A 25,990-nucleotide genomic window follows, 5' to 3' on the forward strand; every position below is an offset into this window, starting at 1 on the left:
GCCGCTAACTCCTCCTTATCGCCGACATGCGGTAAGAAAGAAATGCGGCCAAAGCGGCATCGAGCGGTTCTCCGGTGCGTACCAGAGTGTAATCGACGCCACCGCGGGCGCACCCGCGACGGACCTCTTCGAGATACTTTCGGAGTTCCTGAAGATAGCCCTCTCGTAATGATCTGGCGTCGCACGGAACGACTTCATCCGTTTCGAGCGACTCGAATCGTGTCGGCCCCGAAAGGCGGAATTCCAGCTCGTCGTCGTCGAGGACATGGAACACGACGACGTCGTGCCCCTTGGCGCGTAGGCCCTGTAACCCTCGAAACAAGCCTTCTCGCGGAATCAGCAAGTCGGAAACGAGCACCACCAACCCACGGCCCGGCATGTGGTCGACCGCCGCAATCAAGTTCTGATAGATTTCCGTTTTCTGCGCGGGCACCGACACATCGAGCGCTTGTGTAATCATTTCCAATTGCGATCGCTTGGAACGAACCGGCACGCTCGCCCGAACGGATTCGTCGATCGCCAGTAATCCAACCGCGTCTTGCTGTCGCAGGAGCAGATAGGCCAGGCTTGACGCAAGCGTGCACGCATATTCGTACTTGTTCAGCGGCCCGGATCCGTATTGCATGCTGGCGGACACGTCGACCACCAACAAGCAACGAAGGTTGGTGTCTTCTCGGAATTGTTTGACGTACAGCCGGTCTTGGCGCGCCCACACCTTCCAATCGACGTGGCGGGGATCATCGCCCGGCGCATACTGGCGATGCTGGAGAAACTCGACCGAGTTTCCCGTGTACGGACTGGCGTGCATGCCGCTCAGAAAACCTTCGACGACCTGTTTTGCGCGAAGTTCCAAGCGCGCGATGCGTCGCAGCGTCTCAGGATGCAAAAATCGCTTGGAACCGGGCATCGTTCGAGAGCTCGTCTTCGCGGTCGGGCGTGTTTTCGATCAGCTTGCGGATGACGTCATCGGGCGTTACGCCCTCACTTTCGGCGACGAAGCCGAGAACCAACCGATGACGCAGGGTCGGTGCGGCCAGCTCGCGGATGTCTTCACAGGTGACGTGCGGCCGTCCGTGCAGCAGAGCACGTGCCTTGGCGCCCAAAAGCAAGAACTGCACGGCACGAGGACCGGCGCCCCACGTAACGTACTGGGAAACGAAATCGGGAACGCCCCCCTCCCCTACCCGTGTCTGTCTTACGATGGCCAGCGCATATCGAATCGCATGGTCCGACAGCGGTACTTCGCGAACGACTCGCTGCAATTGGAGAATCTCTTCGCCCGTCAAGACCGGTTCGACTTCGTCGATTTCGGGGGCGGTCGTGCGGCGTGCGATTTCAAACTCTTCATCGAATCGCGGGTAACGCACGAACACCTTGAACATGAAGCGATCCTGTTGGGCCTCGGGCAAGGGATAGGTACCTTCCTGTTCGATCGGGTTTTGTGTCGCCAGGACAAAAAACGGATCGGCAAGTTTGTGACGGGTGCGTCCCACCGTGACTTGCCGCTCTTGCATGGCCTCCAGCAGCGCGGCTTGCGTTTTGGGCGGGGTGCGGTTTATTTCGTCGGCCAGCACGACGTTCGCAAAGAGCGGACCTTCCAAGAAGCGATAGTTGCGTGTGCCGGTCGTGCGGTCTTCTTCGATGATTTCGGTGCCGGTGATGTCGGCCGGCATCAAATCGGGAGTGAACTGAATGCGGCTGAAGGACAACATCAGGCTGCGGGCCAGCGTGGAAACCATCAACGTCTTCGCCAACCCGGGAACCCCTTCCAGCAGGCAGTGTCCCCTCGCGAACAACGCAATCAGCAATTGTTCGATGACTTCGTCCTGTCCGACGATCACGCGGTGAAGTTGCTCCAGAATCTTTTCGCGGGCCGCGTGGAGTTTTTCGATCGCCGATGCTGCTTCCAGGGGAGCTTTGTCGCCGTGGTTGTCCATCGTTCTATCTCGTGGGAAAGTTCGGTTTGTGGTCTGCCGTTTATCGCAAATCGGTTGCGCGTCGTCGATCCGTTCTCATCGTTGGTAGATCGGAAGACAAGCTTTTTCCAATTGCAAGATCGTCAAGTTGATGGAAGTGGTGTACACAGGACCGATGTACCCTTGGCTCCAGGAACCATCGGGCTGTGCTTCGCGTACCAGTTTTTCGGCAATTTGATCGAAATACTGTTCCCATGCGTCCCCACCTTCGCGGTACATGACCTGGGAATAGTATAGATGCGCGTAGTGCCAGTGGCCGCTGGGCTGATTCCTCACGTCACGGAATGTGGTTTGGCAGTACGCCAAGAGTTTGGGCACGTATTCGTCGTCGTACTCTCCGGCGTTGAACAGGCAGGCGACGGCGGCCGCGGTGATCGCCGGTCTTGCACCACCTCCTTTCGAGCTGTATTGCACTCCTCCCTGCGGAGTCGTGCATCGCTTGATGTAGGCGACCGCCTTGTCGATGATTTCTCGTGGAACGGGGATTCCTGCGTTGCGACAGGCCCTAAGCCCTTGCACTTGCGTGATGGTCGTCGATCCTTCGTCGAAGTTGTTTCCATCTTCGGCACTCACGTAACCCCAGCCTCCCGCAGAAGTTTGCGCACGCCCCGTGAACTCCACTGCCTTGGTCAGAATTTCCACAAGTTCTTCGCGACGGTCGATATCTTCTTCTTCACCGAGCACTTGTGAAAGGAACAACATCGCGAAGCCGTGCCCGTACGTATATCGGTCGTCGCGTAGCGGATCGCCGATCAGCCCGTTCGGTCTCGCAGTGGCCGTCAAATAGTCGACGGCACGCCGTATGTTGGGAGCGTACCGCCCCTGCGTGGTCGTGGAACCTTCAGCGAGCATCGCCATGCCGGCCAGTGCAGTCATCGCAGTTGGGTATTGCCCGTTCTGTTCGGACCAGTTGCCGCGCCCCGATTGCCTGGCCGCCAGCCAATTGAGCCCTCGCTCGACGACGCCGTCGATTTCCGCTTGCGTCGGACGTGCAGCCTTAGCTTGGGCGTTCACGAGGCATCCCAACAACAACGTCATTAGACACCCGATAAGGGGCATCGCGCGTTCGGCGAGAGATCGCTTCGGGCTAAGACGGGTAATCTGGACGGCCATGATCGTTGTGGTTCGTTATCCTCTTTTCGAACGATCTCAGTTTGTCGTCGGGAGCAAGACCCAAAAGTCCCATCGTCGATTCAAAGGACATGCTACCAGAACAACGTACGAATGATGCGTTTCGGGTCGACCTTGTCATCGTCGGCCGGGGTGTCGGCGCGGTCGGTGAACCGCAACGTCACGACGGCTTGCTGGAGTGCGATCTTGACGGCATCTTCTTCCGGAACGGACTCAATGTTGAAGTACTGAGACATGTTGTTGTGCCACGTATCCAGCACCAGTTTTCCGGTTCGTTTATCGATTGCTTGAACTCGTGTCTGGTACGTGCGAACGGCCCCGGTCTTCTTCCAGAACAGACCGCCGAACACCAACACGGGGGAGTCGATCGGTTGATCGAGCGGCAAGTACGTGTTTTCAATAACGGCCGGCTTTTCCCACAGTTGTTTTCCGTCCTTGGCGATTCGGTAGACTTCCGCTTGCGAAAGCGAGATGCATCGCATCGACCGGAAGGGACCGATCGGGGAAACGATCGGCGCAGGTTCCGACGAGGGATCGCGGAAGCCGAGCACAATGTGATACTCGGCGCCGTTATCGAAGATATTGATGGATACGGGAGTTTTGTGCGGATTCAATTTCGCGTCACAAAGCACAGTGCCCGTCGGCATATGAACAAGCCGCCACCGGCCGTTGTGAGGTTCGTAAATTCCCACACGTCCGCCGGAAAGAACAGCCGTCATGGGGTTGGGCAGCCCCGCATCTCGTGGCACAACGAATTCTTGCACGACTCGCTCGTCTTTCACGTCTTCGTACGTGATACGAAAAGCGGTCGCGCCGTTTTGTGTTCGCAGTAGATATCTTCCAAGTGAGCGTAAGACCGGTCGCGTTCGGTCGAAGTCTCGTCGCGCGAGCTCGGCGCCGTCGTTGGTGCTGTAGAGAATTGTTTCCGGATTGGATCCTTCGGTTTGGCACGCAACGAATTCACTACAGGCAGTCAACAATCGTCCGGCCGGCACTCCCGTCCTTTCCCAAAGAACATGGCCGGTTGCCGCATCGCGCGCCCGCAGGGTGTTGCCGATGCGGAAGATCACGGTGCGCCCGTCGGCAATTGCCGTCGTGTGCTGGACAAACGGCATGTTGGACGGAATGCCAAGCGAGTTGTCGTCGATTGTCGCGGTGACGCCTTGATCGATCCACAGCGGTATTTGGGGGGAGTCATGCTGGAGATTGAACGCGGCGCAGAGGAATCCCGTATCGACCAGCAGGACGTCTCCAATGATCCAAGAACGGAGCCGCGACTGGTCGACTTGCCGTAATCGCTGTTCTTCGATACCGGTCAAATCTCGAAGCACTCGACCGCGCGCATCCACGATGCGATAGCCGGCAGAAGCCGTACGCAGTACGTCGAGTGCCCAATCTTCGGCGTAGGGGGAGAAATCTTCTTCAATAGCGATGCGGTAGGTGTTGAACAACTCCGGATTGCCGGCTTTCGACACCTTGACGACTTCGATCTTTCCGATCGGCCAAGCCGATTCGGTTTCTTCGCCGATTTGAGTGTCCCGATACCCTGCCAACCATCGGGTTAAGGTCTGTGCCCTTTCAGGATCGACCGCTTCAGCGTCTTGGATGGATTGTGCCGCACAGTCTAAATGATGGGCGATCGCTTGTTGGAAGTCGTCCGTTTTTGCAAGTAACAGACAGGCTTCAGCTCGCACGAAGACGTCCTCCGACTCCGCCAGATTTGTGAGTAGCTGACGCCCCACCAGGCGTTTTTCCTCCCCTGGAGGTTGTTCGACGAGCCCCCTGGCAGCATCTAGGAGCCACGGCTGGACAACTGCATCAAAGACGGGAAAACATCGAGCGGCGGCCGTCACCAACGTCTCGTTGTCGGTATCGGCAGCAGCGAGCACCTCACCGACTTGCTGTTCCATTCTCTCGCGAAGCCTTTGGTCGCACTGGGGTACCAACGCTTCGAGTCCTCGACCTACCCAACCGGCGGCGGAGCGTCGCACGCCGGGGCTGGGTTCAAGTGTGCGATCGCCTTCGTCTAGGATTCGCCGGGCAACTGCGAGATAGCGTCTCCACGCCGATTCATAGCGTCCCAGACCGGTTTCCCCATCGGCAACGACCAATTCGAAGGCGATTTGTTCCTCTGGTTGCGTCAACAGGGACCGAAATTCTTCCAAATATTTTTCGAATTGCGGAAAGTCCCGCTGCGCCCCGTTCAGAATCATCAGCGCCATTTCGCGCTTGAGTGCCGAGGGCGCCTCGGCCGCCAAGAAACCGGATAAGGCCTTCTGTGCATCATCAACGCGATGTTCTTGAAGCGCCAGAACGGTTCGGGCAAACCATGCTCGTCCGTCCTGCGGATTTGTTTGCAGTCGTTCGGCGATCTCCCGGCGAATTGCTTCGGCCTCGTAAAAGGCCTCGACGGCATCCACCGTTTGACTTACCACTTTGCCGTTGTGGACGACGAGATTCCCGAGGCGCTGTGCCGCGGGAGGAATCAAGCGTCGCTTCAAGTCGCCCGTCTCGACGTCGAAGACGGCCACATCACCCGAAGTCAACGGTAGGTAATACTCCGCTCCGTTGAAATACCCGAAGCCGGCCGGTTCCATTGTATCCGGGCGAAACACGGCGTTTTCTCGGACGACCGATCCGTCGTCCATCGACAACACGACCGTTCCGGTTTTGGTTATCAGGAAGACGGTGTGATCGGTAGCACACCCGATGAACAGGCAAGCCGGCGGATTCTTGTATTCCCAAACCTGCTCGCCGGTCATGAGATCCAGGCAGACGACGCCGCCCGTCGAGGCGATAGGCAACAGCACTCGGTTACGGGAGATGATCGGCGTGTAGTCCAATATTTCCGACCGGCCGGTGGGCGACTGTACGACGACGCGTCCACCGATGAGGCGAGGTGCGAACGGGCTGCCCGCCTCTTCCCCCCGTCGAGAAGGGGGAATATATGCCCACATCAGGCTTCGCGTGGTCACGTCGAGCGACACGACGACGCCGGGTGACACGCGGCAAATCAAAATGCCTTCCGAGTATACCGGGCTAAGCCCGCAACCGGCAGCAAGAAGATCTGCGACACCCAGATCCTGGAGGACAGCCAACTGCTGTTGCCAGATGAGGGCCCCCGTTTCTGCCTCCAAAACAAATAAATAGGCATCCGGCCCCTTTCGCCCCATCACATACAATTCATCTTCATGCGGCAAAGGGGGGCCTAGGAAGTCCGTCCCTTCCAGCGGCAAGTTCAGTAGTTGTGAATCACCGCCCACATGCCAACGCAATTTTCCGGTTTCGAGATCGTAAGCAGCGAGCCGATTGGCGTCCACCTCGCCTTCGGCTTGTCGTCGTACGGCGATCGCCCCGAACGGAACGGCAGCGGTCATGTTCGGAACACGTGACACATCGGAGTCTTCCACCGCGTACAATAACTTTTCGTCGGCGGCCAGACGCCCGTAGGTCTGGTTCGTTGTCAAGCGTGCGAGAAGCACGTCGAGCGAGCGGGAAGCCGACGAATTTCGGGCGGCCGACGCGGCTCCGTGCAGTGCCAACCATGTCCGATCATCCGCCGTATGCCAAAGCCGTTTCCCGGTTGCCAAGTCGATCGCAACGATACCCCGAGCCGTTCGCGCCACGACCTTGTTGCCGATAGCCAGCGGGACGGCCGACGCAAACCTCGTCGTCAAATCGCCTTGCAGCCGCAACGCGGCCAACCGGCGTTCTGTTTCGGCGTCGACGACGGTTGGAACTTTCCAACATGCCAACAGTAACGGATCGCCGGCTTCGACGGAGGCGTTTCGGCTCGGATCGCCCCGAAACATCGCGTACCCACGGATGACCTTTGTCACGCCGGGGTCGGTAACGATCCGATCTTCGAGCCATCGACGCGCTTCGTCGGCATCGGAGAACCACTCAATTTCTTTGCCGCCCAATCGCAGGGGCCGCCCCTCGTAACGCTCCACCGCATCCGCCAAGACTTCATCGACTTTTCCCGATTCGCCGGCTCGATACCAGGCCAAGGCCGTCCAAACCGATAGTGCCGGCTCGTACTCTGCCGCTGTTCGGCACGTCAACCTAAGACGATCGAATAGGATCGCAGCCGCCAGTGCGTTGCCCGAGTCGAGATGCCGAAACGCCAGCAGAAACGTGGCCTCGTAACCGGCGGTCGTGTGATAGTAGCGGCCCGCAATATCCGACACCGCATTCCAGTCATTGGCCTGCAACGCGGCTTCCAATTTGGCTTGGGCAGCCGGTCCGTACTCTTCTTCGAAGGTTTGATACGCGCGGTCCGACAAAGAAGCAATCAATTCGTAGGTGGCATGCCTCAAGCTGCGCAACGTCGCCGAAGACGTTTCTCGGTCTTCAGGAGGCAAGAGCGCGTCTTCGCTTTCGAGCAGCGGGCCCAGACAACTGATTGCGTCGGCCAGCCGATCTTCGCTTAATAGTTCCTTCGCCGTTCGAAACAGCCGCAGCGTTTGGCGATCACCGAACAATACCGGCGAAAGATCGGCAGGTTGGGGGGACTGCGCAAATGTCGGCCCAACACGGGAAACATGGGCCGGGCCCCAGAGGATCGCAAGAAGCGCCGCCGATACGAGAAGCGGCAACCTCCGGCCGTTGGACCGCCGAAAAGTCCGGTGTCTCCCGTTTCTCATGCGGTTCCATCCCTCAGTTTCTCGAACCGGACCCTCGGAGCACTTGTGAACTGAACTACATTTCAAGCCTAGCATGCGGCCGCTCGACCACGGATGACGACGGATTGTTCCGAGGGATTCGATTCTCGCAAATGAACCGGTTTTTCCCCCAAGTAGCATGATACCGGTCGGTCGAGAGGCGAACAAGAAAATGCTCGCTGTTCGACACCGCCGGTCGCCCTGCAATTGGACGCGGATTCCGGCTTGCCGGTTCCGCGAGGTCGCCTGAAGACCGGTCGATTGGAATTCGAGCGTGTGTTCACAAATTCCGTCGCTGATGACCGAAGTCGCAGACGACCGGTTGCCGATAAACATGCAGAATTTCGCCGGCGATCCGTTTGTTTGTGCGCTACGAGGACGCGTTTAGATGCTGAATGGGCGGGAAAACGCGTCCGAAAACCGAAAAACCCTGATTTTCTTGGGGTTTTTCGGGGGAGATCGCTTGCATTTTTTCGAAAAGGCGGTCTAATCACCGGCAAATACGGCATTCGCGGCGTTCCGGCGCACGCGTAAAGCGGACGGACACTACCGTTTTATTTCTTTCCTCTTTCCACATGGAGGGTTGAGGCAAATGGCCAAGAAACAAGCTGCTCCGAAAAAGCCCTTGACCAAGACTCAGCTGTACACCGTCATCGCCGAGAAGACCGGGCTTCAAAAGAAGCAGGTGGCTGCGGTCTTCGATGCGATGACCGAGGAAATCGCCAAGTCGCTGAAGCCCCGTGGTCCCGGTGCCTTCGTGCTGCCGGGCTTGCTGAAGATCGTCAAGAAGCGGGTCAAGGCCAAGCCGGCCCGCAAGATGCCCAAGCCGGGTAATCCCGACGAGATCATCACGGTGCCCGCGAAGCCCGCACACAATGTCATCAAGGTTCGCCCCTTGAAGAACCTCAAAGAGATGGCCTGATCGCCGTTGTCGGGGCCGGCCGAGCCTCGAACGTGCTTTGTTCAGGCCGACACGCACAGTTTTCCGCCTCGTCTCAGCAAGGTCACCTTCGCCGGAACGCCGCCGACCTTGCATGAGTGAGGCTTTTTCTGTGCGCTCGTCTCCCGCCTCGTTTTCGGATGTTTTGGATTCTAGTTTGGCGTTGTTACCGTTGCTCGCCTACCTCGTACTCGGCCCGCAAACGCGAAAGCATGTCGGCAAGGCGCTCCATAGGAAGCCCGACGACGTTGGATTCGCTTCCTTTCATCACGCGAACCCATCCGAGGCGATCCTGATATCCGAAAGCCCCGGCCTTGCCCTCCCACAGGCCGCTGTCGAGGTATTCCTTGAGTTGCGAGTCTGAAAGACGTTCCATGAACAGCTCGGTGGCCTCGACTTCGACCCACGGATCTCGAGAAGGCCGATCCCACAAGCAAATTCCACTGAGCACGCGGTGTCGCCGGCCGCTCAGAAATCGCAAAATCTCTTCCGCGTGATCACGATCGCGCGGTTTTCCGAGAATGCGTCCGCAGCACTCAGCCACGGTATCGCAAGCGAGAATACAGCCGTGCGTCACACGAGGCGCGACGTCCCTAGCTTTCGCAAGGGCGAGACGGGCCACCAGCTCCCACGGGGATTCGCCGCTGCACATTCCACACTCGGCCGAATCGGCCGGAGGCAAGATTTCGAAACGATAACCGGCTTCCTCCAGTAACTGACGCCGCCGAGGCGAGTTGCTGGCCAGGATCAGTCGTTCAGGTTGCCAAGGCTGAGTCGTGGTCATTGACGTTATCCGATGAGAATGCATGTGCGATATCGTCCTTCGCCCCTCTCGTCTTTGTAACGATTCCACTGTACCGTAGCGGTAAGACGCCGCAAGGAATCCCGGTTCGAGATGGACGTTGCCGCCAACGGGCCCGCCGATGGAAATTTCTGTGCTCTACGAAGACAACCACCTGCTCGTCGTCGACAAGCCCGCCGGACTGGCCACCATGGGGTTGCCGGAAGGACGCCCGACTTTGTTGTCGTGGGTGAAAGACTACATTCGCGAACGGTACCGTAAACCGGGCAACGTGTACCTGGGGGTTGTGAGCCGGCTCGATGTGCCTGTCTCGGGTGTCGTCTTGCTGGCCCGCACGTCGAAGGCCGCTTCACGGCTTTCCGAGCAATTTCGGCGACGCCTTTGCCGGAAGTGTTACTGGGCCCTGGTCGGCGGCGTGCCTCGGTCCCGGAAGGGCGAGCTGCGGCACTGGATCGTTCACGACAAGCGGTTTCGTCGGGTTCATATCGAACATGCGCCCACTCCCTTGGGACGTGAGGCCCGGTTGCATTACCGGATTTTGGCCGCGGATGGGGGAATTGCACTGCTGGAAATCGAATTGATCACCGGTCGCAAGCATCAGATTCGCGCCCAGTTTTCGGCGATCGGGCATCCGATCCTCGGCGACATGAAATACGGATCCCACGCAGCGTTCCCAACCGGAATCGCGCTACATGCGCGATCGTTGACGATCGTCCATCCCACTCGCAAACAGGAACAAACGTTTCTGGCACCACCGCCGAAAAGCTGGGAAACACACCACCACTTGTGGAGGGGGGTATCGGAGGAAACGTCTTGAGGTCTCCGATGTCGGGCGACGAACAAAAAGAGAGTTCTTTCAACGCAACTGCCTGATCCGTCAGAAGTTGCGTGGTATTATAATGAACGGGACGTGCATAGCCGTTTTCGATTCTTTCGGAGCGCGACGACGTTGTCCTCTCCTGCTGCCGAAACGGGATTCGAACAATGCGCATTGGCCAGCGGCCTGCTCCAAAAAGAGCAGATTGAAGCCGCCAAGGACAAGCTGCGCCGGTCCGGAATCACTCCGGCAACGACCGCCCGATACGAAGAACGGCTGGCCGAGGTTCTCGTCAACAGCGGTCTGCTGAACGCGTGGCAGGCGAAACAACTGCTCGACGGTCGGACGAAGTTCACCTTAGGTCCCTACCGCATTGTCGATTCGATCGGTCGCGGCGGAATGGGCCAGGTGTTCAAGGGAGAGCATACGGTTCTCGGACGGGTCGTCGCCGTCAAAGTCCTGCCTCGGCACAAATCGAATCCCGAAACCATCGCGAATTTCATGCGCGAGATTCGGGCCCAGGCCATGCTGGATCACGAGAACCTCGTCCGGGCCCTCGATGCGGGCGAAGATGGGAACGTCTATTACCTGATTACCGAATACGTGCCGGGCACGGATCTCCGAAAGCTGATTCGTCGCCGGGGACCGCTTCGCATGCATGCGGCGGCCGCCATCATTTCCCAAGTCGCGGCCGGCTTGCAACATGCCCACGATTTGGGGCTCATTCACCGCGACGTGAAACCGGGGAACATCCTCGTTACTTACGATGGAAAGGCCAAGCTTCTCGATTTGGGATTGGCCGGTCCGTTAGGGGCGGATGCCGAGAAAGATCCTCGCCACGGGCGTATCGTCGGCACGGTCGATTACCTGTCGCCCGACCACATTCGGGATCCGAAACATCCCACCCCGGCGTGGGACATCTACTCGCTGGGATGCACGCTGTATTACGCGGTCACCGGCAAGGTGCCGTTTCCCGGAGGAACGACCGGCGACAAGGTGCGGGCTCATTTGGAGTTGCGGCCTCTGGACCCACGACGGCTCAACCCTGAGCTGGACGCCCATTTCGTCGATGTGATGGCCGACATGATGGCCAAAGATCCCCGCGAGCGTCTGCCGTCGGCGCAGGCGGTCATCGAGGCATTGTCGCCGTGGGTCGACGGACCGGTGCCCTTGGATGATTCCGCCTGGCTACGGGCAGGCCTGCAACGTTTGCGACGGAAAGCGTCGGTCGGGACGGTCATTCCCGTCGAGGCATCGGCGCTGGCCGAAACGAAACCGAGTTTCACGAACGCCTTCGACGCGCTGCCGCAGGCCGAGACGAATTCGGAGGCCGCAACGACCAACGATGCCCCGGAGCCGTTGCCGTTGAACATTACGGCTCCTCCCCTATACGAGGACCGACTGAGCCTGAGTCTCGTCGGCCCGGTTCTCTTTTTCGTGATCCTCCCCCCCGTTTTAGTGGGGGCAGTCCTCTGTTTGTGGAGGTTTTGGCTCACTCGTTGACTTCCCGAGCATCCGATTTTCTCGTTGGAGACGAAGTGTCCATCCAACGTCAGGGACGCCGATGTGTACTGTGGCGATAAGGAATTCACCGAATGGGCCGCTCTTTCGGGTGGGAGTTTGCTTGCTCGGCGTCGTGAATCCTATAGGATTCTTGGGAAATTATGGTATCGTCGCACCACGAAGCGGGTATCGGGTAACAAGGTCGGTGCAATAGCGACCGTTCTTGCCCCCTTTGTGTTCCATTCGAGTCTGAGAGGCAGCTTCCATGGCGGGACTGGTTCGCTTTTCCGAGGCGGCATCCCTGGCGTTGCATGCAATGGGGATCTTGGCGCGTAACCCCGATCGACGTATGTCGAACGATGAACTGGCAACCGCTCTATCGGCGTCCACGCATCACCTGGCGAAGGTGATGCAGCGACTGGCACGGGCCGGGTTGGTCAAGTCGACGCGAGGACCGCGAGGCGGTTTCCAGATCAGCCGCCGTCCGCACGAAATTCGTTTGGCTGAAATCTATGAAGCGGTCGATGGTCCGTTGCCGGAGCGTGGTTGTCTTCTGACCGATCAGATTTGCAGCGGCGGCGAATGCATGTTGGGGGATTTGATGGGAGCCATCCACCAACAGGTAGTCAGTTATCTGGAGCACACGACCCTTGCCCAGATGGCCAACGGGCTCCACATTGTGGGTGCGTGACCGGACGACGCGGCGTACACGACCGCTGTCGACCGGAATTGTAGTTCTACGGAACCGATCCGAACGCGATTGCTCCATGACATCTTCTCATGTCGGTGATGCCGCTCACCGTGAAAAGAAGGCGGTTGCGGCACTCTCGTTGGCAGCGGCCGTCGTGCTCACGACCACGAAATTGGTCGTGGGATTGGCAACGAACAGCTTGGGGATCCTCTCCGAGGCATTGCATTCCGGTCTCGATTTGGCCGCGACGGGCATGACCCTTTGGGCGGTGTACGTGGCGGCGCGACCGGCCGACAGCGATCACACGTACGGGCACGGCAAAATCGAGAATCTTTCTGCACTTGGGCAAACTCTGTTGTTGCTGGCCACCTGCTCCTGGGTGCTGTACGAGGCGTGTGCTCGACTTTTCTGGAAAGAAAGCGTCCATGTCGAAGCGTCGTTCTGGGCGTTTGCAGTCATCATCATCTCGATCGCGGTCGACGTTTGGCGCGCTCGCGCGCTGAAGGCGGCGGCAGACAAGTTTCAAAGCCAGGCATTGGAAGCCGACGCCTTGCACTTTTCCAGCGATATTTGGTCGTCCCTAGTGGTTTTGTTGGGTTTGGTCGGTGTGTGGCTGGCCGGCCGTTACAACTTGCCCGTTGCAGCGCATGCCGACGCAGCGGCGGCCGTCGTCGTGGCCATTCTGGTCTTGTGGGTTTCACTAAGACTGGCTAAGAGCGCGATCGACGAGCTGCTCGATCGAACTACCGAAGAAACGGTAACCCGTGTCCGCGAAGCGGCTGCGTCGGTCGAAGGCGTGGAAGACGTACATGATATCCGAGTGCGCCGCAGCGGAGCCTCGCTCTTCGGCGACGTGACGGTGACGGTGGGACGCCATCGCAGTTTCGAGCATGCGCACCGGGTCGCCGACGAGGTTGCCGAGGCTGTTCGCGACGAATTCGACGGGGCGGACATCGTCGTTCACGTAGAGCCGGTAAAAACCCCCGAAGAACCGCCCATTCGCACGATTCAAGTGCTGGCGGCTCGCCATGAATTGTCCGTACACGACATCCGATTTCTCCAGGACGGTCGAGAAACCGTTCTCGAGCTACACTTGGAAGTGCCTCCCTCGCTGACCTTGGCCGAAGCACACGCGGCGGTCACTCGATTAGAAAACGAGGTCTGCCGTCGGCTTCGCGACATCGATCGTATCGTCAGCCACATCGAACCCTGGAGCGATCGATTCGCCGCTGGCGTCACGGCAGAAATGCCGCAATCCCTCAAACGCGTCTTTGCCGAGTTCACGGCAGAATACGGTAAAGGATTGTCCGTCCACGATGTGCAATTGCGCTATGCCTCGTGCGGGCTATCACTTTCGTTTCATTGTGAACTCCCCGGCGACACGAACATCATTGACGCGCACGACATGACGCGCCGCTTCGAGCGCCGTCTTCGTGCAGCCGCTCCCGATTTGGCCCGGGTAGTGATTCACGTCGAACCTGCCGGAGCGCACAGGAACGGCGAGCCGTCAGACGACGACCCGCCTTCCAGGGCTCAAGATGCAGCGTCCGGCGATTAGCCGTCCGGGATCGCGATTCTACAGTTCACGAATCCAGATGTTGCGGAAGCGAACAGGATTCCCGTGGAACTGAAGGTGCAACGGTTCCTTTTCACCGTGCGGTTCGTATTCGGGCGGTTTGTGCCAGAAGGTGCCCCCTTCCAGCTCGAAATGGTTTTGGACCAACACTCCGTTGTGCAAGACGGTTACATAGGCGGGTTCTACAAGCTTGCCGTTTTTGTCGAAACGCGGCGCGGTGAAGATGATATCGTAGGTCTGCCATTCCCCGGGTTTCCGAGAAGCATTCACCAACGGCGGATGTTGCTTGTACACGGCACCGCATTGCCCGTCGTAATAGGTGGGATTTTCGTACGAATCGAGAATCTGCACTTCGTAACGCCCCATCAGGTACACACCGCTGTTGCCGCGCCCCTGTCCGGCTCCCTCGACCTTTTCGGGGGTGGCAAATTCCAAGTGAAGTTGGCAATCGCCGAATTTCTGTTTCGTCGTGATTCCCGTCCCGCGGGCGATCGCGTAACCGTCCTTGACGATCCATTTATCGCCACCTTCCCAGGCCGACAAGTCTTTACCGTCAAACAGCACGATCGCATCGGCCGGAGGACCGTTGTTTTCTCCCGGAGTGACGACCGGCGGTTCGTCCCACACACGACCGCTCTTATATTCCTCGGCCTGCAACTCGCTCAGTAACAGCGGCGTTGCCGCAGTAAGGATAATCACCACCTGCCGTAAGGCTTTCATGGGTCGGTAGCTCCTGGCTGTAGGGAATCGGAAGGAGAGAGACTAAGGCGAAACCACTTCGCCGGGAAAGTTGCAACAGAAAGGCCGCAACGACCACGGATTTCAGAATAGCTTCGCTTCCATAGAGACGTCAATCCGGCCGCAAATCGTCGGCAGAAAACGCCGACTGCCCGTTTCGATTGCGAACTCGAACCGGCGTGACTATCCTATGGGGCTGGCCGACGTGCGAGAAACGGCGCCCCGTCGGCCGATTCGAACGGCAGCGTGCCGGATCGTGAGGACTCTTGGTAACTCGAATTCCACGAAGGGAGTTCGTATGAAACTGTTACGTATCGCAATGTGCGGATTGGTCGGTCTCGGCCTGATCCTGGCCACTCATGCGACCGTGTCGGCCGCGAATGACGCCATAGTGCCGGTTCCGCGGGAGCAAGACTGGTGGATGGCCCGTCACAACAGTATGAACGAGCGGGTCAAACAAGGGAACGTCGACTTGATCTTTATCGGCGATTCCATCACGCACGGCTGGGAAGGCCAAGGGAAGGCCGTCTGGGACGTCTTCTACGGCAATCGAAATGCCGTGAACCTGGGCATCGGCGGTGATCGTACCCAACACGTGTTGTGGCGGTTGGAAAACGGAAACATCGACGGCATTTCACCGAAATTGGCCGTCGTCATGATCGGCACCAACAATTCGCGCGACAACACGCCGGAAGAAATTGCCGAGGGCGTCGAAGCAATCGTTCAAAAGCTCCGGGCGAAACTTCCCGAAACGAAAATTCTCCTGCTGGCAATCTTTCCTCGCGGGGAAAACGACGAAGACCCGCTGCGTCAAACCAACATGAAAGCCAACAAACTGATTGCCGAGCTCGACGACGGAAAGATGATCCGGTTCGTCGACATCAATGCGAAGTTCTTGACGAAGGATCGCGTCCTCACGCGGGAGATCATGCCCGACCTGCTGCATCCGAACGAAAAAGGCTACATCATTTGGGCGAATGCGATCGAGCCTTACGTCGCCGAAGTCTTGGGACCGCTTCCTAGCGGCCCCCAAGAAGCAAAGGATCCTGTACCGGCCGATGATGAAGGATTCGTGCCGTTGTTCGATGGAAAGTCGCTTGCCGGTTGGCATAAGGAAGGCGGCGGGGCGACGTATGCGGTCGAAGACGGCTGCGTCGTCGGACGCGTCGGTCCCGGCCCGAATACGTTCTTGTGTACCGACAAGACTTATCGGAACTTCATTCTGAAGCTCGAGGTCAAGCTCGACATCCCGGGCAATTCGGGAATTCAGTTCCGGAGCCATATTCGCGACACGGGGCGCGTGTACGGCTACCAGTGCGAAATCGACCCGTCGGATCGCGCCTGGTCCGGCGGTATCTACGACGAAGCACGCCGTGGATGGCTGTACCCGTTGGAAAACAAGCCGGCGGCTCAAAAGGCCTTCAAGCTGGATGATTGGAACGAGTACGTCATCAAGGCTGTCGGCAACCACTTGCAAACGTGGGTGAACGGCGTCCCTTGCGCCGACTACATCGACGTGTCGGCGGACATGGACCTGGAAGGCTTCATCGCCTTGCAAGTCCATCAAGGAAAACAAGGCCAAATTCGTTGGCGGAACATCCGCATCAAGGAATTGCAATAGTCCGCACGGCCGAAGTTGAACGTTCCGCGTAACCTCGCTTGCCTCGGCCCGACTGCCTCCTGCCCGGTTTGGCGGTCGGGCCGAATGCGTTACGATAGAGCGATGTGCTCAAATCGACGCTCGCCGCGAAAAAGGAGTTTTGCCGCATGCACTTCTACTCACTTCAGTCGGGCAGTCACGGCAACTGTCTGCTCGTCGAGAGCAACGGCACCAAGCTGCTCTTCGATGCCGGAATCAGTGGTGCGAAGGTAGAGCGGCGACTGCGGGCTGTCGGGGTCGATGTGCGGTCGGTGACGGCAGTCGTCGTGTCGCACGATCATCGCGATCACGTACAATGCGCGGGTATTCTGTCGCGCAAATTTGGAATTCCGGTATTCATGACCCAAACCACATACCGCGAAGCCGACGCCCGCGTCAATCTCGGACGAATCGAGCGATTACGGCACTTTTCGTCCGGCGACGTGCTTCAATTCGGGCATTTGCGGGTCGAAACGATCCCGACGCCGCATGATGCTGCCGATGGGGTGGCTTTCGTCGTCGATGACGGTCGGCGTCGATTAGGAATCCTGACCGATCTCGGCCATCCGTTCGCGGGCTTGGACGGCATTCTCGAGTCGCTCGACGCCGTCTTGTTGGAAAGCAATTACGATCCGCAGTTGCTGGAAACCGGCAGCTATCCTCCGTTTCTCAAAGCCCGCATTCGAGGGAGTCGAGGACACCTTTCGAACGACGAGAGCGCGCGCCTCGTCGGTCGATTCGGCAAACGGCTGCAATGGGTGTGCCTGGGCCACCTTTCGGACGAAAACAACACCCCGCATCGTGCCGGGCGTACGTTCCTGCGTCACGTCGGCAAGAAACTACCGTTCAGCGTCGCGCCGCACTATGAGGCCGGCCGCCTCCTTCGCGTCGCCTGAGCCGCACACTTGCGCCGACGCAGCAGAAAGGCCGTGGCTGCTCAGCGGTAGCGCGACTTCGCTGTTCCCTCCCACATGTCGGGATTCTTGCCGAGTTTTTCTTTCAACGGCCGTGTGATTTCGTCCAACCGGGAAACCAGTTCTTCAGGCAAGTCGAGATCACCCGCCCGGGCGTTCGAGTTCGCCTGCCGCGGGTTCCGAATGCCGCTGATCACGGCCGTGACGCCGGGGCGATGAAGCAGCCATGCCAATGCCAATTCGACCAACGGGATGCCCGCTTCCTGGGCGATTTTTTCAATTGCGGCAATGGCGGTGAACGTTTCTTCCTCGGCGCCGTCTTCGCCGTGCCGGGTAAGAGGGCGATCCTTCGAAAAATGGCGAGATCGTCCCCGTCCCGGCGGTACCTCGTCGGCATGATGGAATTTGCCCGTCAGCAGGCCGATGGCCAACGGACTGTAACAGAGAATTCCGATATTCTCAGCAAGGCATTTCGGCACGATCTCGTATTCGATCGCCCGAAACAGCAGGCTGTACGGCAACTGGTCGGTTACCGGGTGCCCGACTCGCAGGGCATCATCCAGATCACGCACGCCGAAATTGCACACGCCCGTGTAGCGCACCTTACCTTGACGTTGCAATGTGTCCAGCGCCCGCCAGGTCTCTTCCAACGGAACCTCGCGGTTGTACCAATGCACTTGGTACAGATCGATGTAGTCGGTGCGCAATCGCGACAGACTACGCTCACAAGCCGCGAGGACGTCGTCGTACCGAGCGTTTTCCTGGCTGAACTTGGTGGCGATGACGACCCGATCGCGTCGTCCGACGAGCGCCTTGCCCAGCCGCTCTTCCGACAATCCGTTGCCGTACATTTCGGCGTTATCGAAGAAATCGATCCCCGCATCAATCGCGGCATGCACGGCGGCGATCGAGTCTTCCTCGGGTTGATCGCCCCAGGTGGCGTCGCCGGAAAGCGACCAGCATCCCATTGCAATCCGCGAAACGGTTAGATCGGTATTTGGAAGCGTGATGCGATGCATGAGTCGTCCTCGTTCTGCAAAGGAGCGGTGTTCTATTCGGTCATGCCGCTCGGTCGCCGGCGGCGAGAATAAAGTTGCATCAGGGATAGCTCGACGACCGATAGGAAACCTCGACAGGCGATGACGGCGTGTACGCGCCGGAATTATGCGGATTTCAACAGATACTACAGTAGTTATTTGCCGTCCTTGACGTTATCGACCGAGACCATTTTAATGGCTGTTGGAGTCTGTCGTAACCGCACACGTGTGTCGAACGCGGCGCTTTCGGCGTGCCGCAGGGAAAGCCTTACCGCTGCGGTTGCACGGATGGAATGATGCCGTTCGGTGATCCGTCGGTCGTCGGCTAGTTTTGTGTTGCCGAACATGGCGGGACGGAACCCCGATTGGTGCGGTTTTGTCAATCCGCACCTTCCCCCCCTTAACCACTCCCGATTGATGCAACTCGTCCATTGAAGGCTGACCTCGGTGCAGCCAAAAGGGGCTTGCGCTCGTTTTGGCCCGAATCGCGATATCGGTGCGCGCTTTGCGGATCGAGATTGTGAGGCGTGGTGAATCGCCGCGATCCTTCTCGCCGGCGTTAAGACAGCGACTGCTGGGACTTGTCGTTCACACAAACTACGGGGAGGCAGTCAGGTGGCTGACTCGGATCAACGAACCTGCTCTTGCGAGAACGTCTCGGAAGACGAATTGCTGGCTCAACTCGACGACGTCTTGGAGCAATACAAGGACGTCCCCGGCGGCCTTATTCCGGTGCTTCAAATCGCCCAAACGATGTTCGGGTACTTGCCCGAGGCCGCGCTCAAGAAAATCTCTCTGGCGCTGGGAATTTCGTACAGCGAAGTGGCCGGCGTGGTGTCTTTCTACTCGTATTTCACGACTGTGCCGCGCGGCAAACATGTCATTCGCGTGTGTCTAGGAACGGCGTGCTACGTTCGCGGTGGGAAGGAAGTCCTTGCCGCGTTGAAAGACGAGTTGGGAATCGACGTCGGCGAAACGACTTCCGATCGCAGCTTCTCGCTCGACGTCGGCCGCTGCTTCGGCGCTTGCGGCCTGGCGCCGGTAATCATGGTCGACGACGACGTTCATCAACGCGTAAAGCCGGCACGTCTCGGGCAAATCCTGGAGGCCTATCGAGCTACCGACGCCGAGAGTAACGCACCGCAAGGAGCGATTCGATGACGACAAAGATTCGAAGTGCCGAACAGTTGACGCAATTACGCGATACCATTCGAGCCGATCGTGACGCGCGACGAACGGCAGGCCATCACGAAATCCGAATTTGCATGGGGGCGGGATGTATCGCCTCGGGCGCCGTTGAAGTCAAGGAAGCCCTCGAGCACAGTCTGCATGCGCATGCCATGGCCCGTCACGTCCGCGTGATCGGAACGGGATGCTTGGGCCCTTGCTCGGGCGGCCCCGCCATGGTCGTCGACGGTGTCTTCTATCAGCACGTGCGTCCGCAAGACGCCGATGCCATCGTAACCGAACACTTGCGGCGAGGGACACCGGTCGAGCGCCTTACCTTCCGTCGGGCCGACGGCCGCAGTGTCGCCGGTGAATCGGAGATCGAATTCTTTGCCCGTCAAACGAAGATCGTCTTGCGGAACTGCGGGCGAATCGATCCAACCAGTATCGAAGACTATATCGCCGAAGACGGATACCAGGCGCTCGCGAAAGTTCTCGCTCAAGACGATCCCGACGCCGTGATCGAAACGTTGAAAGTCTCGGGCTTGCGCGGTCGCGGCGGTGCCGGGTTTCCGACCTGGATGAAATGGAACTTTACGCGACAAGCACACGGCGACGTCAAATACGTTGCTTGCAATGCCGATGAAGGCGATCCCGGTGCGTTCATGGACCGAAGCGTGCTGGAAGGCGATCCGCACAGCGTGATTGAAGGCATGGCGATTGCCGGATTGACGATCGGCGCGGAACGCGGCTTCGTCTACGTGCGAGCGGAATATCCCCTTGCGATCGAGCGACTCAAAACGGCCATCGAGCAGGCGCATCAGTACGGTTTGCTCGGCGACGACGTATTGGGAAGCGGGCGGCGGTTCGAGCTTGAAATCCGTATGGGAGCGGGGGCATTCGTTTGCGGCGAAGAAACTGCACTCATGACGTCTATCGAGGGAAAGCGGGGAGAACCTCGACCTCGCCCGCCTTTCCCCGCTCAAAAAGGGTTATGGGGAAAACCGACGCTCTTGAATAACGTCGAAACGTACGCGAACGTTCCGGCGATCGTGCTCCACGGCGGCGACTGGTATGCCGAGCACGGCACCGAGAAGAGCAAGGGCACAAAAGTCTTCGCATTGGCAGGCGCGATCAATAACGCGGGACTGGTCGAAGTCCCGATCGGCATGCCTTTGGGCGATCTGGTCTACGACATCGGCGGCGGAATTCCCGCAGGAAAAAAGTACAAAGCGGCCCAGATCGGAGGACCTTCCGGCGGATGCATCCCCAAGCAGTATTTGAACGTGCCGTTGGACTACGAGTCGCTGGCCGACTTGGGGGCCATCATGGGCTCGGGCGGCCTGATCGTCATGGACGAAGATAGCTGCATGGTCGACGTCGCCCGCTATTTCCTCGAGTTCGTGCAAGAAGAATCGTGCGGAAAGTGCGTTCCCTGCCGTGTGGGCACGAAACGCATGCTCGAAATCATGAACCGCATTTGCGAAGGCAAAGGCGAAGAAGGGGATCTCGAGCGGTTGATCGAGTTGGGCGAAATGATCAAAGACACGTCGCTGTGCGGCCTGGGGCAAACGGCGCCCAATCCCGTACTGTCGACGATTCGGCATTTCGGTTACGAATACGTGGAACACATCCGCGACAAACATTGCCGTGCCGGCGTATGCCCGTCGTTGGTCTATGCTCCATGCGAAAGTGCCTGTCCCGCCAACGTCGATATTCCCGGCTTCGTCTCGTTGGTGGCCGAAAAACGCTACGCCGAAGCGCTTCGCCTCCATCGCGAGCGGAACCCGTTTGCAGCGATTTGTTCCCGGGTCTGCTTCCACACGTGCGAAGACAAATGCCGTCGTTCGACACTCGACGAACCGGTGGCCATTCGAGCGATCAAACGGTTCATGGTCGATCAAGAAGTCACCGTCCAAATTCCCGAGATTCGCGAGAATCCCGAGAATGCCGCCCGCAAGGTGGCTATCGTCGGTGCCGGTCCGGCCGGTTTGTCGTGTGCGTACTTCCTGGCCAGGCTCGGCTATCGGCCGAAAGTCTTCGAGGCCGAACCGAGACCCGGCGGTATGCTGGTGCAGGCCATTCCCGCATACCGGTTGCCACGAGAAATCGTGGCCCGGGAGGTGCGCATGATCGAGCGGATGGGCGTCGATATCATCACCGGCATGCGGCTGGGGAAGGATTTCACACTCGAAAGCCTGCGGGGCGAAGGCTATGAAGCCGTGTTTCTCGCTGTCGGGGCCCCGGAAGGTGCACCGCTGGGCTTGGGAACCGAGAACGTCGAAAACGTGACCGATGCGTTGAGCTTCTTGCGGACGTACAACATTCGCGGGTCGGTGCCCGTCGGAAAACGCGTGGTCGTCATCGGCGGCGGCAACTCCGCGATCGACGCCGCCCGGACGGCCCTGCGACTCGGGGCGGAAGACGTCACGATCATCTACCGTCGGACGCGAGAAGCAATGCCGGCCTACGAAGAAGAAATCCAAGAGGCCGAACATGAGGGCGTCAAGCTCATGTTGCTCACGGCACCGACCGAAATCCTTACCGAAGGAAATCGGGCAGTGGGGGTTCGTTGTGTCCCCATGCGGCTCGGCGAATTCGATCGCACGGGACGACGCAAGCCGGAAGAGAGCGGCGAGGCCTTCTGTGTTCCAGCCGATCAGATCCTGGTCGCCATCGGCCAAAAACTGGACGCCGCATCCCTCCTGAAAGATGTCGATCTGGAGTTGACGCCGCGAGGTTTCATTCGCGTCGACCCGGTTACGTGCCAAACGTCGCAACGCTGGATTTTCGCCGGTGGCGATGCGGCAATCGGACCGTCCTCCGTCGTCGAGGCGGTCGCCGCCGGAGAGCGAGCCGCCGTGGGCATCGACAAATTCTTGACAGGTGCCGAACATGCGTTCTGGCGCGAAACCCAGGAGATCGACACGCACTTCGATCCGGACGCCGAGCCGGTCGACACACCGCGGGAAAAACTGCGTTTGATTCCCGTCGAGCGCCGACGGGCGAACTTCGACGAAGTCGAACTCCCCTGGCCCGAACCGGTCGCCGTGCGTCAGGCGGAACGATGCCTTCGGTGCGACTACGGCAAACGCTGCGCCGAAATCGACACTGCCCACTGATCGTTTCTGATTCGATCGCCTCGTGCGTATCCCGAACCGAATCCATTCACTTTTGAATCGCAACGGAAGCCAGAAAATGGTTCGCATCTTCATCAACAATCGCTCGATCGACGCCCCGGAAGGCGCTACGATTCTGGAAGTCGCCAGGAGCGAGGGGATTCGGATCCCGACGCTTTGTCATTTGGAAGGCCTACCGGCGATGGGGGCTTGCCGCGTATGCGTCGTCGAGGTGGCCGGTGCGCGAAATCTGGTGGCGTCCTGCTCCACGCCGGTCGCCGAGGGCATGAAGATCTTCACCCACTCGGCAAGGGCGCGGCAGGCGCGAAAGGCCGTCGTCGAGTTGTTGCTTTCCGAGCACAACGGCGAATGCCAAACGTGCGATCGCAATGAAGATTGCGAACTGCAATCGCTCGCTTCCGAACTCGGCGTCCGCGATGTGCCGTTTCGGGGCGAGAAAGCGCCGCGGCGCATCGACGAATCGACGCCTTCACTCATTCGCGATTCGGGCAAATGCATCAAGTGTCGACGCTGTGTCACGGTTTGCAACGAAATTCAAAACGTCGGCGCCTTGTTTCCGCAAGGCCGCGGATTCCACACTCAAATCGGCGCGGCGTTCAACCGCGAGTTGGCCGGTGTGGCGTGCGTCAAGTGCGGCCAGTGTGCGGCCGTGTGTCCCGTTGCGGCCATCAGCGAACGAGACCAGGTCGACGAGGTTTGGGAAGCCCTCGACAAACAAGACAAATTCGTCGTCATCCAAACGGCACCGGCGATCCGTGCGGCATTGGGGGAAGGTTTCGGACTGCCGCCGGGCACGCTCGTGACCGGGCGAATGGTCGCCGCGCTGCGACGCTTGGGGGTCGACGCGGTGTTCGACACGAACTTCGCCGCCGACCTGACGATCATGGAGGAAGGCACGGAACTGCTGACACGTTTGAAACGCGCCCTGGTCGCCAAGGAAGAAGTCGCGTTGCCGATGTTCACCAGCTGCTCGCCCGGGTGGATTCAGTACATGGAGTATTTCCACCCGAACTTGCTCGCGAACTTGTCGACCTGCAAATCGCCGCAGCAGATGTTCGGTGCCGTGGCGAAGACGTACTACGCCAAGAAGCTCGACAAGCGTCCTGAAGATATTTTCGTCGTCTCGGTCATGCCGTGTACGGCCAAGAAATTTGAAGCGGCACGACCGGAAATGCGGGCCAGCGGTACAAGAGACGTCGACGTCGTTCTCACGACGCGCGAATTGATTCGCATGATCCGTTCGGCAGGAATCGACTTCGTCGCCTTGCCCGATGAAGAAATGGACGCCCCGCTCGGACTTTCGTCGGGAGCGGCCGATATTTTCGCCAATACCGGCGGTGTGATGGAGGCCGCCCTGCGTACGGCATACGAATTGGTCACCGGCAAGCCGCTACCGTCCGAAAACCTGCACGTGAAACCGCTGGCCGGTCTATCCGGCGTCAAAGAAGCCGCGCTACGAATCGAAGGCACCTTGCCCGACTGGAAGTTTCTCGAAGGGGTTACGTTGAATGTCGCCGTAGCACACGGGTTGGGGAACGCCGAAAAAGTGATTCGGGCCGTCGAACAGGGCGAAAAAGCGTATCACTTCATTGAAGTAATGACGTGCCCGGGCGGCTGTATCGGCGGCGGCGGACAACCTCGATTCACCGACAACCGCGTACGCGAAGCGAGAATCGCCGCGATCTATCGCGAAGACGAAGGCAAGCCGATTCGCAAGTCGCATGCCAACCCGGCCGTGTTGTCGCTGTACGAGGAGTTTCTCGGCCGGCCCCTCAGCGAGCGCTCCCACGAACTATTGCACACGAAATATACCGAGCGATCTCGCGTTCCCGGGTGAACGCCGTTCGCGGCCGGGAGCATCGACGATCGCGGCGCGGCGGGCGCTGCCGGGTATCGACAAGCCGTGTAGAATGGGCTTTTTCCGTGCCGTGCCGATTGCAATCGGCCGTACCCGTCGTCACCTCGGCCAAATATGGAATGCCGACTCGATCCCGCCCCGACAATTCCGCCGGCGGTAGCTATGTCGCTTGGCGATCGACCGACTACCGCTATTATGCCGTCTCGCTATTTGCGCGAGCTTTTTCTCGGCAGATCGAGATGGTCACGCTCGGGGTGTATGTTTACGACAGGACGAGCGATCCCCTGTCGTTGGGTTGGTTGGGGCTCGTTCAAGCCGTACCGATGATCCTCTTTGCCTTGGCCGGCGGCCATTTGGCCGATCGGTTTTCGCGAAAGTTGATCATGTTGATCACCTTCGCGTGCCAAACGGGCATTACGATCGGTTTAATCCTGACCGTGCTCGCCGACGGACCTTTGTTCTGGTTGTACGCTTGTTTGGCGGCCGCATCTTTCTGTCAAGCACTGGGCACGCCCGCGAGGGCAGCCATCTTGCCGCAGTTGGTCCCCGCTCGGGATTTCAGCAATGCGGTCATGTGGAACAGCAGCATCTTCCAATTGGCGACGATGACGGGGCCTGCCGTCGGCGGATTGCTCTTGGGGGAAACGAAATCGTTCGTGAACGCTTTATCCGTCGTGCTGGTATGCCGCGCCGTAATGACGCTCAGCACGCTCCTGCTGCATCCTCAGCCCACGCAAGCCCCCATAGACTCCTCCGGCAGTGACGATTTTTGGGCAGGACTCGGCTTTCTGTGGAAGCGAAAAACGATTCTTGCTGCGATCAGCCTCGACATGTTTGCCGTTTTGATGGGCGGCGTTACCTATTTGTTGCCCGTATTTGCCGAGGACATCCTCAAGGTGGGTGCAACGGGGCTGGGATTTCTGCGGTCGGCCGAAGCGGTCGGCGCGGTCTTTATGGCGATGCTGCTTGCCCATGCTCCGCCGATGCGACGAGCCGGGCGGAATATGCTACTGGCGGTCGTCGGGTTCGGACTTGCGACGGTCGTTTTCGGGTTATCCCGTTCGTTCCCCCTGTCCCTGGCGATGATGTTCTTGATCGGGGCGTTCGATAACATCAGCGTGGTCGTCCGGCACACGCTGGTCCAATCGCTCACCCCCGACTCGATGCGAGGCCGTGTGTCGGCAGTGAACACGATATTCATCGTCGTTTCGAACGATCTCGGCGGACTCGAATCGGGTGTGACCGCGCGGTTGTTCGGGCCCGTCGGATCCGTGTTGCTCGGCGGCTTCGGCGCCATTGCAGCCGTAATCGTAATTGCGCGCGTGTGGCCTCAACTGGCGAAAATCGGCCGCCTCGATGAACTGACGCCCGAATCGGTCGATTGAGCGCCGAAGTCC

General features: G+C 59.1%; 18 protein-coding genes. 11 read left to right on the top strand and 7 right to left on the bottom strand.

What is annotated here, in order from left to right:
• Positions 1–4 precede the first annotated feature (4 nt).
• The 4 genes from ACYQ2I_RS09960 to ACYQ2I_RS09975 all read right to left on the bottom strand — a co-directional run bounded on the left by ACYQ2I_RS09960 (position 5) and on the right by ACYQ2I_RS09975 (position 7,753).
• Positions 5–907 carry a DUF58 domain-containing protein gene (locus ACYQ2I_RS09960; RefSeq protein WP_460166861.1) on the bottom strand — a complete coding sequence of 301 codons (903 nt, stop codon included), beginning with the start codon at positions 905–907 and terminating at the stop codon, positions 5–7.
• Positions 876–1,937, bottom strand: coding sequence for an AAA family ATPase (locus tag ACYQ2I_RS09965; RefSeq protein WP_460166862.1), 1,062 nt, complete (start codon positions 1,935–1,937; stop codon positions 876–878). Before ACYQ2I_RS09965 ends, ACYQ2I_RS09960 begins: the two co-directional genes overlap by 32 nt.
• A gap of 75 nt (positions 1,938–2,012) precedes the next feature.
• On the bottom strand, positions 2,013–3,089 hold the full coding sequence (locus tag ACYQ2I_RS09970) for a prenyltransferase/squalene oxidase repeat-containing protein (protein WP_460166863.1): 1,077 nt from the start codon (positions 3,087–3,089) through the stop codon (positions 2,013–2,015).
• A 92-nt stretch (positions 3,090–3,181) separates the two neighbouring features.
• Entirely contained in the window at positions 3,182–7,753 is a 4,572-nt protein-coding gene (locus ACYQ2I_RS09975) for an outer membrane protein assembly factor BamB family protein (RefSeq protein WP_460166864.1), read from the bottom strand.
• 610 nt (positions 7,754–8,363) lie between these two features.
• Between ACYQ2I_RS09975 and ACYQ2I_RS09980 the strand changes: the two genes are divergently transcribed.
• The gene (locus ACYQ2I_RS09980; RefSeq protein WP_460166865.1) at positions 8,364–8,693 is read left to right on the top strand and encodes an HU family DNA-binding protein; all 330 of its coding nucleotides are present in this window, start codon (positions 8,364–8,366) and stop codon (positions 8,691–8,693) included.
• Positions 8,694–8,877: 184 nt separating this feature from the next.
• Here the strand turns inward: ACYQ2I_RS09980 and ACYQ2I_RS09985 are convergent, their stop codons facing one another.
• Positions 8,878–9,495, bottom strand: coding sequence for a Maf family protein (locus ACYQ2I_RS09985; RefSeq protein WP_460166866.1), 618 nt, complete (start codon positions 9,493–9,495; stop codon positions 8,878–8,880).
• 139 nt (positions 9,496–9,634) lie between these two features.
• Between ACYQ2I_RS09985 and ACYQ2I_RS09990 the strand changes: the two genes are divergently transcribed.
• From ACYQ2I_RS09990 to ACYQ2I_RS10005, 4 genes are all read left to right on the top strand, one after another.
• On the top strand, positions 9,635–10,330 hold the full coding sequence (locus ACYQ2I_RS09990) for an RluA family pseudouridine synthase (protein WP_460166867.1): 696 nt from the start codon (positions 9,635–9,637) through the stop codon (positions 10,328–10,330).
• A gap of 93 nt (positions 10,331–10,423) precedes the next feature.
• Positions 10,424–11,833 carry a serine/threonine-protein kinase gene (locus ACYQ2I_RS09995; protein WP_460166868.1) on the top strand — a complete coding sequence of 470 codons (1,410 nt, stop codon included), beginning with the start codon at positions 10,424–10,426 and terminating at the stop codon, positions 11,831–11,833.
• A gap of 265 nt (positions 11,834–12,098) precedes the next feature.
• Positions 12,099–12,524, top strand: coding sequence for an RrF2 family transcriptional regulator (locus ACYQ2I_RS10000; RefSeq protein WP_460166869.1), 426 nt, complete (start codon positions 12,099–12,101; stop codon positions 12,522–12,524).
• 76 nt (positions 12,525–12,600) lie between these two features.
• Entirely contained in the window at positions 12,601–14,082 is a 1,482-nt protein-coding gene (locus tag ACYQ2I_RS10005; protein WP_460166870.1) for a cation diffusion facilitator family transporter, read from the top strand.
• A gap of 18 nt (positions 14,083–14,100) precedes the next feature.
• Here ACYQ2I_RS10005 and ACYQ2I_RS10010 read toward each other — a convergent pair whose 3' ends face one another.
• Positions 14,101–14,820, bottom strand: coding sequence for a 3-keto-disaccharide hydrolase (locus ACYQ2I_RS10010; RefSeq protein WP_460166871.1), 720 nt, complete (start codon positions 14,818–14,820; stop codon positions 14,101–14,103).
• Positions 14,821–15,136: 316 nt separating this feature from the next.
• Here ACYQ2I_RS10010 and ACYQ2I_RS10015 point away from each other — a divergent pair, with 316 nt between their 5' ends.
• Entirely contained in the window at positions 15,137–16,459 is a 1,323-nt protein-coding gene (locus ACYQ2I_RS10015; protein ID WP_460166872.1) for a 3-keto-alpha-glucoside-1,2-lyase-like domain-containing protein, read from the top strand.
• Positions 16,460–16,605: 146 nt separating this feature from the next.
• Complete coding sequence (locus ACYQ2I_RS10020; protein WP_460166873.1) at positions 16,606–17,373, top strand: MBL fold metallo-hydrolase; 768 nt, start codon at positions 16,606–16,608, stop codon at positions 17,371–17,373.
• A 41-nt stretch (positions 17,374–17,414) separates the two neighbouring features.
• Here the strand turns inward: ACYQ2I_RS10020 and ACYQ2I_RS10025 are convergent, their stop codons facing one another.
• Entirely contained in the window at positions 17,415–18,410 is a 996-nt protein-coding gene (locus tag ACYQ2I_RS10025; RefSeq protein ID WP_460166874.1) for an aldo/keto reductase, read from the bottom strand.
• 633 nt (positions 18,411–19,043) lie between these two features.
• On the opposite strand from ACYQ2I_RS10025, the gene nuoE reads away from it, so the two are divergent.
• The 4 genes from nuoE to ACYQ2I_RS10045 all read left to right on the top strand — a co-directional run bounded on the left by nuoE (position 19,044) and on the right by ACYQ2I_RS10045 (position 25,978).
• Positions 19,044–19,589, top strand: a complete 546-nt coding sequence (gene nuoE, locus ACYQ2I_RS10030) for an NADH-quinone oxidoreductase subunit NuoE (RefSeq protein ID WP_460166875.1) — start codon at positions 19,044–19,046, stop codon at positions 19,587–19,589.
• Positions 19,586–22,717, top strand: a complete 3,132-nt coding sequence (locus ACYQ2I_RS10035; RefSeq protein ID WP_460166876.1) for an FAD-dependent oxidoreductase — start codon at positions 19,586–19,588, stop codon at positions 22,715–22,717. Before nuoE ends, ACYQ2I_RS10035 begins: the two co-directional genes overlap by 4 nt.
• 76 nt (positions 22,718–22,793) lie before the next feature.
• A complete protein-coding gene (locus tag ACYQ2I_RS10040) occupies positions 22,794–24,572 on the top strand; it encodes an NADH-dependent [FeFe] hydrogenase, group A6 (protein WP_460166877.1) in 1,779 nt (592 codons plus the stop codon).
• A 140-nt stretch (positions 24,573–24,712) separates the two neighbouring features.
• On the top strand, positions 24,713–25,978 hold the full coding sequence (locus ACYQ2I_RS10045; RefSeq protein ID WP_460166878.1) for an MFS transporter: 1,266 nt from the start codon (positions 24,713–24,715) through the stop codon (positions 25,976–25,978).
• Positions 25,979–25,990: the final 12 nt, after the last annotated feature.

This window comes from Thermostilla marina (assembly GCF_054657455.1).

What these genes read in the sequence shown, in the direction of transcription:
- ACYQ2I_RS09960 (WP_460166861.1), bottom strand. Translation starts at nt 907, where the DNA reads ATGCCCGGTTCCAAGCGATTTTTGCATCCTGAGACGCTGCGACGCATC.
- ACYQ2I_RS09965 (WP_460166862.1), bottom strand. Translation starts at nt 1,937, where the DNA reads ATGGACAACCACGGCGACAAAGCTCCCCTGGAAGCAGCATCGGCGATC.
- ACYQ2I_RS09970 (WP_460166863.1), bottom strand. Translation starts at nt 3,089, where the DNA reads ATGGCCGTCCAGATTACCCGTCTTAGCCCGAAGCGATCTCTCGCCGAA.
- ACYQ2I_RS09975 (WP_460166864.1), bottom strand. Translation starts at nt 7,753, where the DNA reads ATGAGAAACGGGAGACACCGGACTTTTCGGCGGTCCAACGGCCGGAGG.
- ACYQ2I_RS09980 (WP_460166865.1), top strand. Translation starts at nt 8,364, where the DNA reads ATGGCCAAGAAACAAGCTGCTCCGAAAAAGCCCTTGACCAAGACTCAG.
- ACYQ2I_RS09985 (WP_460166866.1), bottom strand. Translation starts at nt 9,495, where the DNA reads ATGACCACGACTCAGCCTTGGCAACCTGAACGACTGATCCTGGCCAGC.
- ACYQ2I_RS09990 (WP_460166867.1), top strand. Translation starts at nt 9,635, where the DNA reads ATGGAAATTTCTGTGCTCTACGAAGACAACCACCTGCTCGTCGTCGAC.
- ACYQ2I_RS10000 (WP_460166869.1), top strand. Translation starts at nt 12,099, where the DNA reads ATGGCGGGACTGGTTCGCTTTTCCGAGGCGGCATCCCTGGCGTTGCAT.
- ACYQ2I_RS10005 (WP_460166870.1), top strand. Translation starts at nt 12,601, where the DNA reads ATGACATCTTCTCATGTCGGTGATGCCGCTCACCGTGAAAAGAAGGCG.
- ACYQ2I_RS10010 (WP_460166871.1), bottom strand. Translation starts at nt 14,820, where the DNA reads ATGAAAGCCTTACGGCAGGTGGTGATTATCCTTACTGCGGCAACGCCG.
- ACYQ2I_RS10015 (WP_460166872.1), top strand. Translation starts at nt 15,137, where the DNA reads ATGAAACTGTTACGTATCGCAATGTGCGGATTGGTCGGTCTCGGCCTG.
- ACYQ2I_RS10020 (WP_460166873.1), top strand. Translation starts at nt 16,606, where the DNA reads ATGCACTTCTACTCACTTCAGTCGGGCAGTCACGGCAACTGTCTGCTC.
- ACYQ2I_RS10025 (WP_460166874.1), bottom strand. Translation starts at nt 18,410, where the DNA reads ATGCATCGCATCACGCTTCCAAATACCGATCTAACCGTTTCGCGGATT.
- ACYQ2I_RS10035 (WP_460166876.1), top strand. Translation starts at nt 19,586, where the DNA reads ATGACGACAAAGATTCGAAGTGCCGAACAGTTGACGCAATTACGCGAT.
- ACYQ2I_RS10040 (WP_460166877.1), top strand. Translation starts at nt 22,794, where the DNA reads ATGGTTCGCATCTTCATCAACAATCGCTCGATCGACGCCCCGGAAGGC.
- ACYQ2I_RS10045 (WP_460166878.1), top strand. Translation starts at nt 24,713, where the DNA reads ATGCCGACTCGATCCCGCCCCGACAATTCCGCCGGCGGTAGCTATGTC.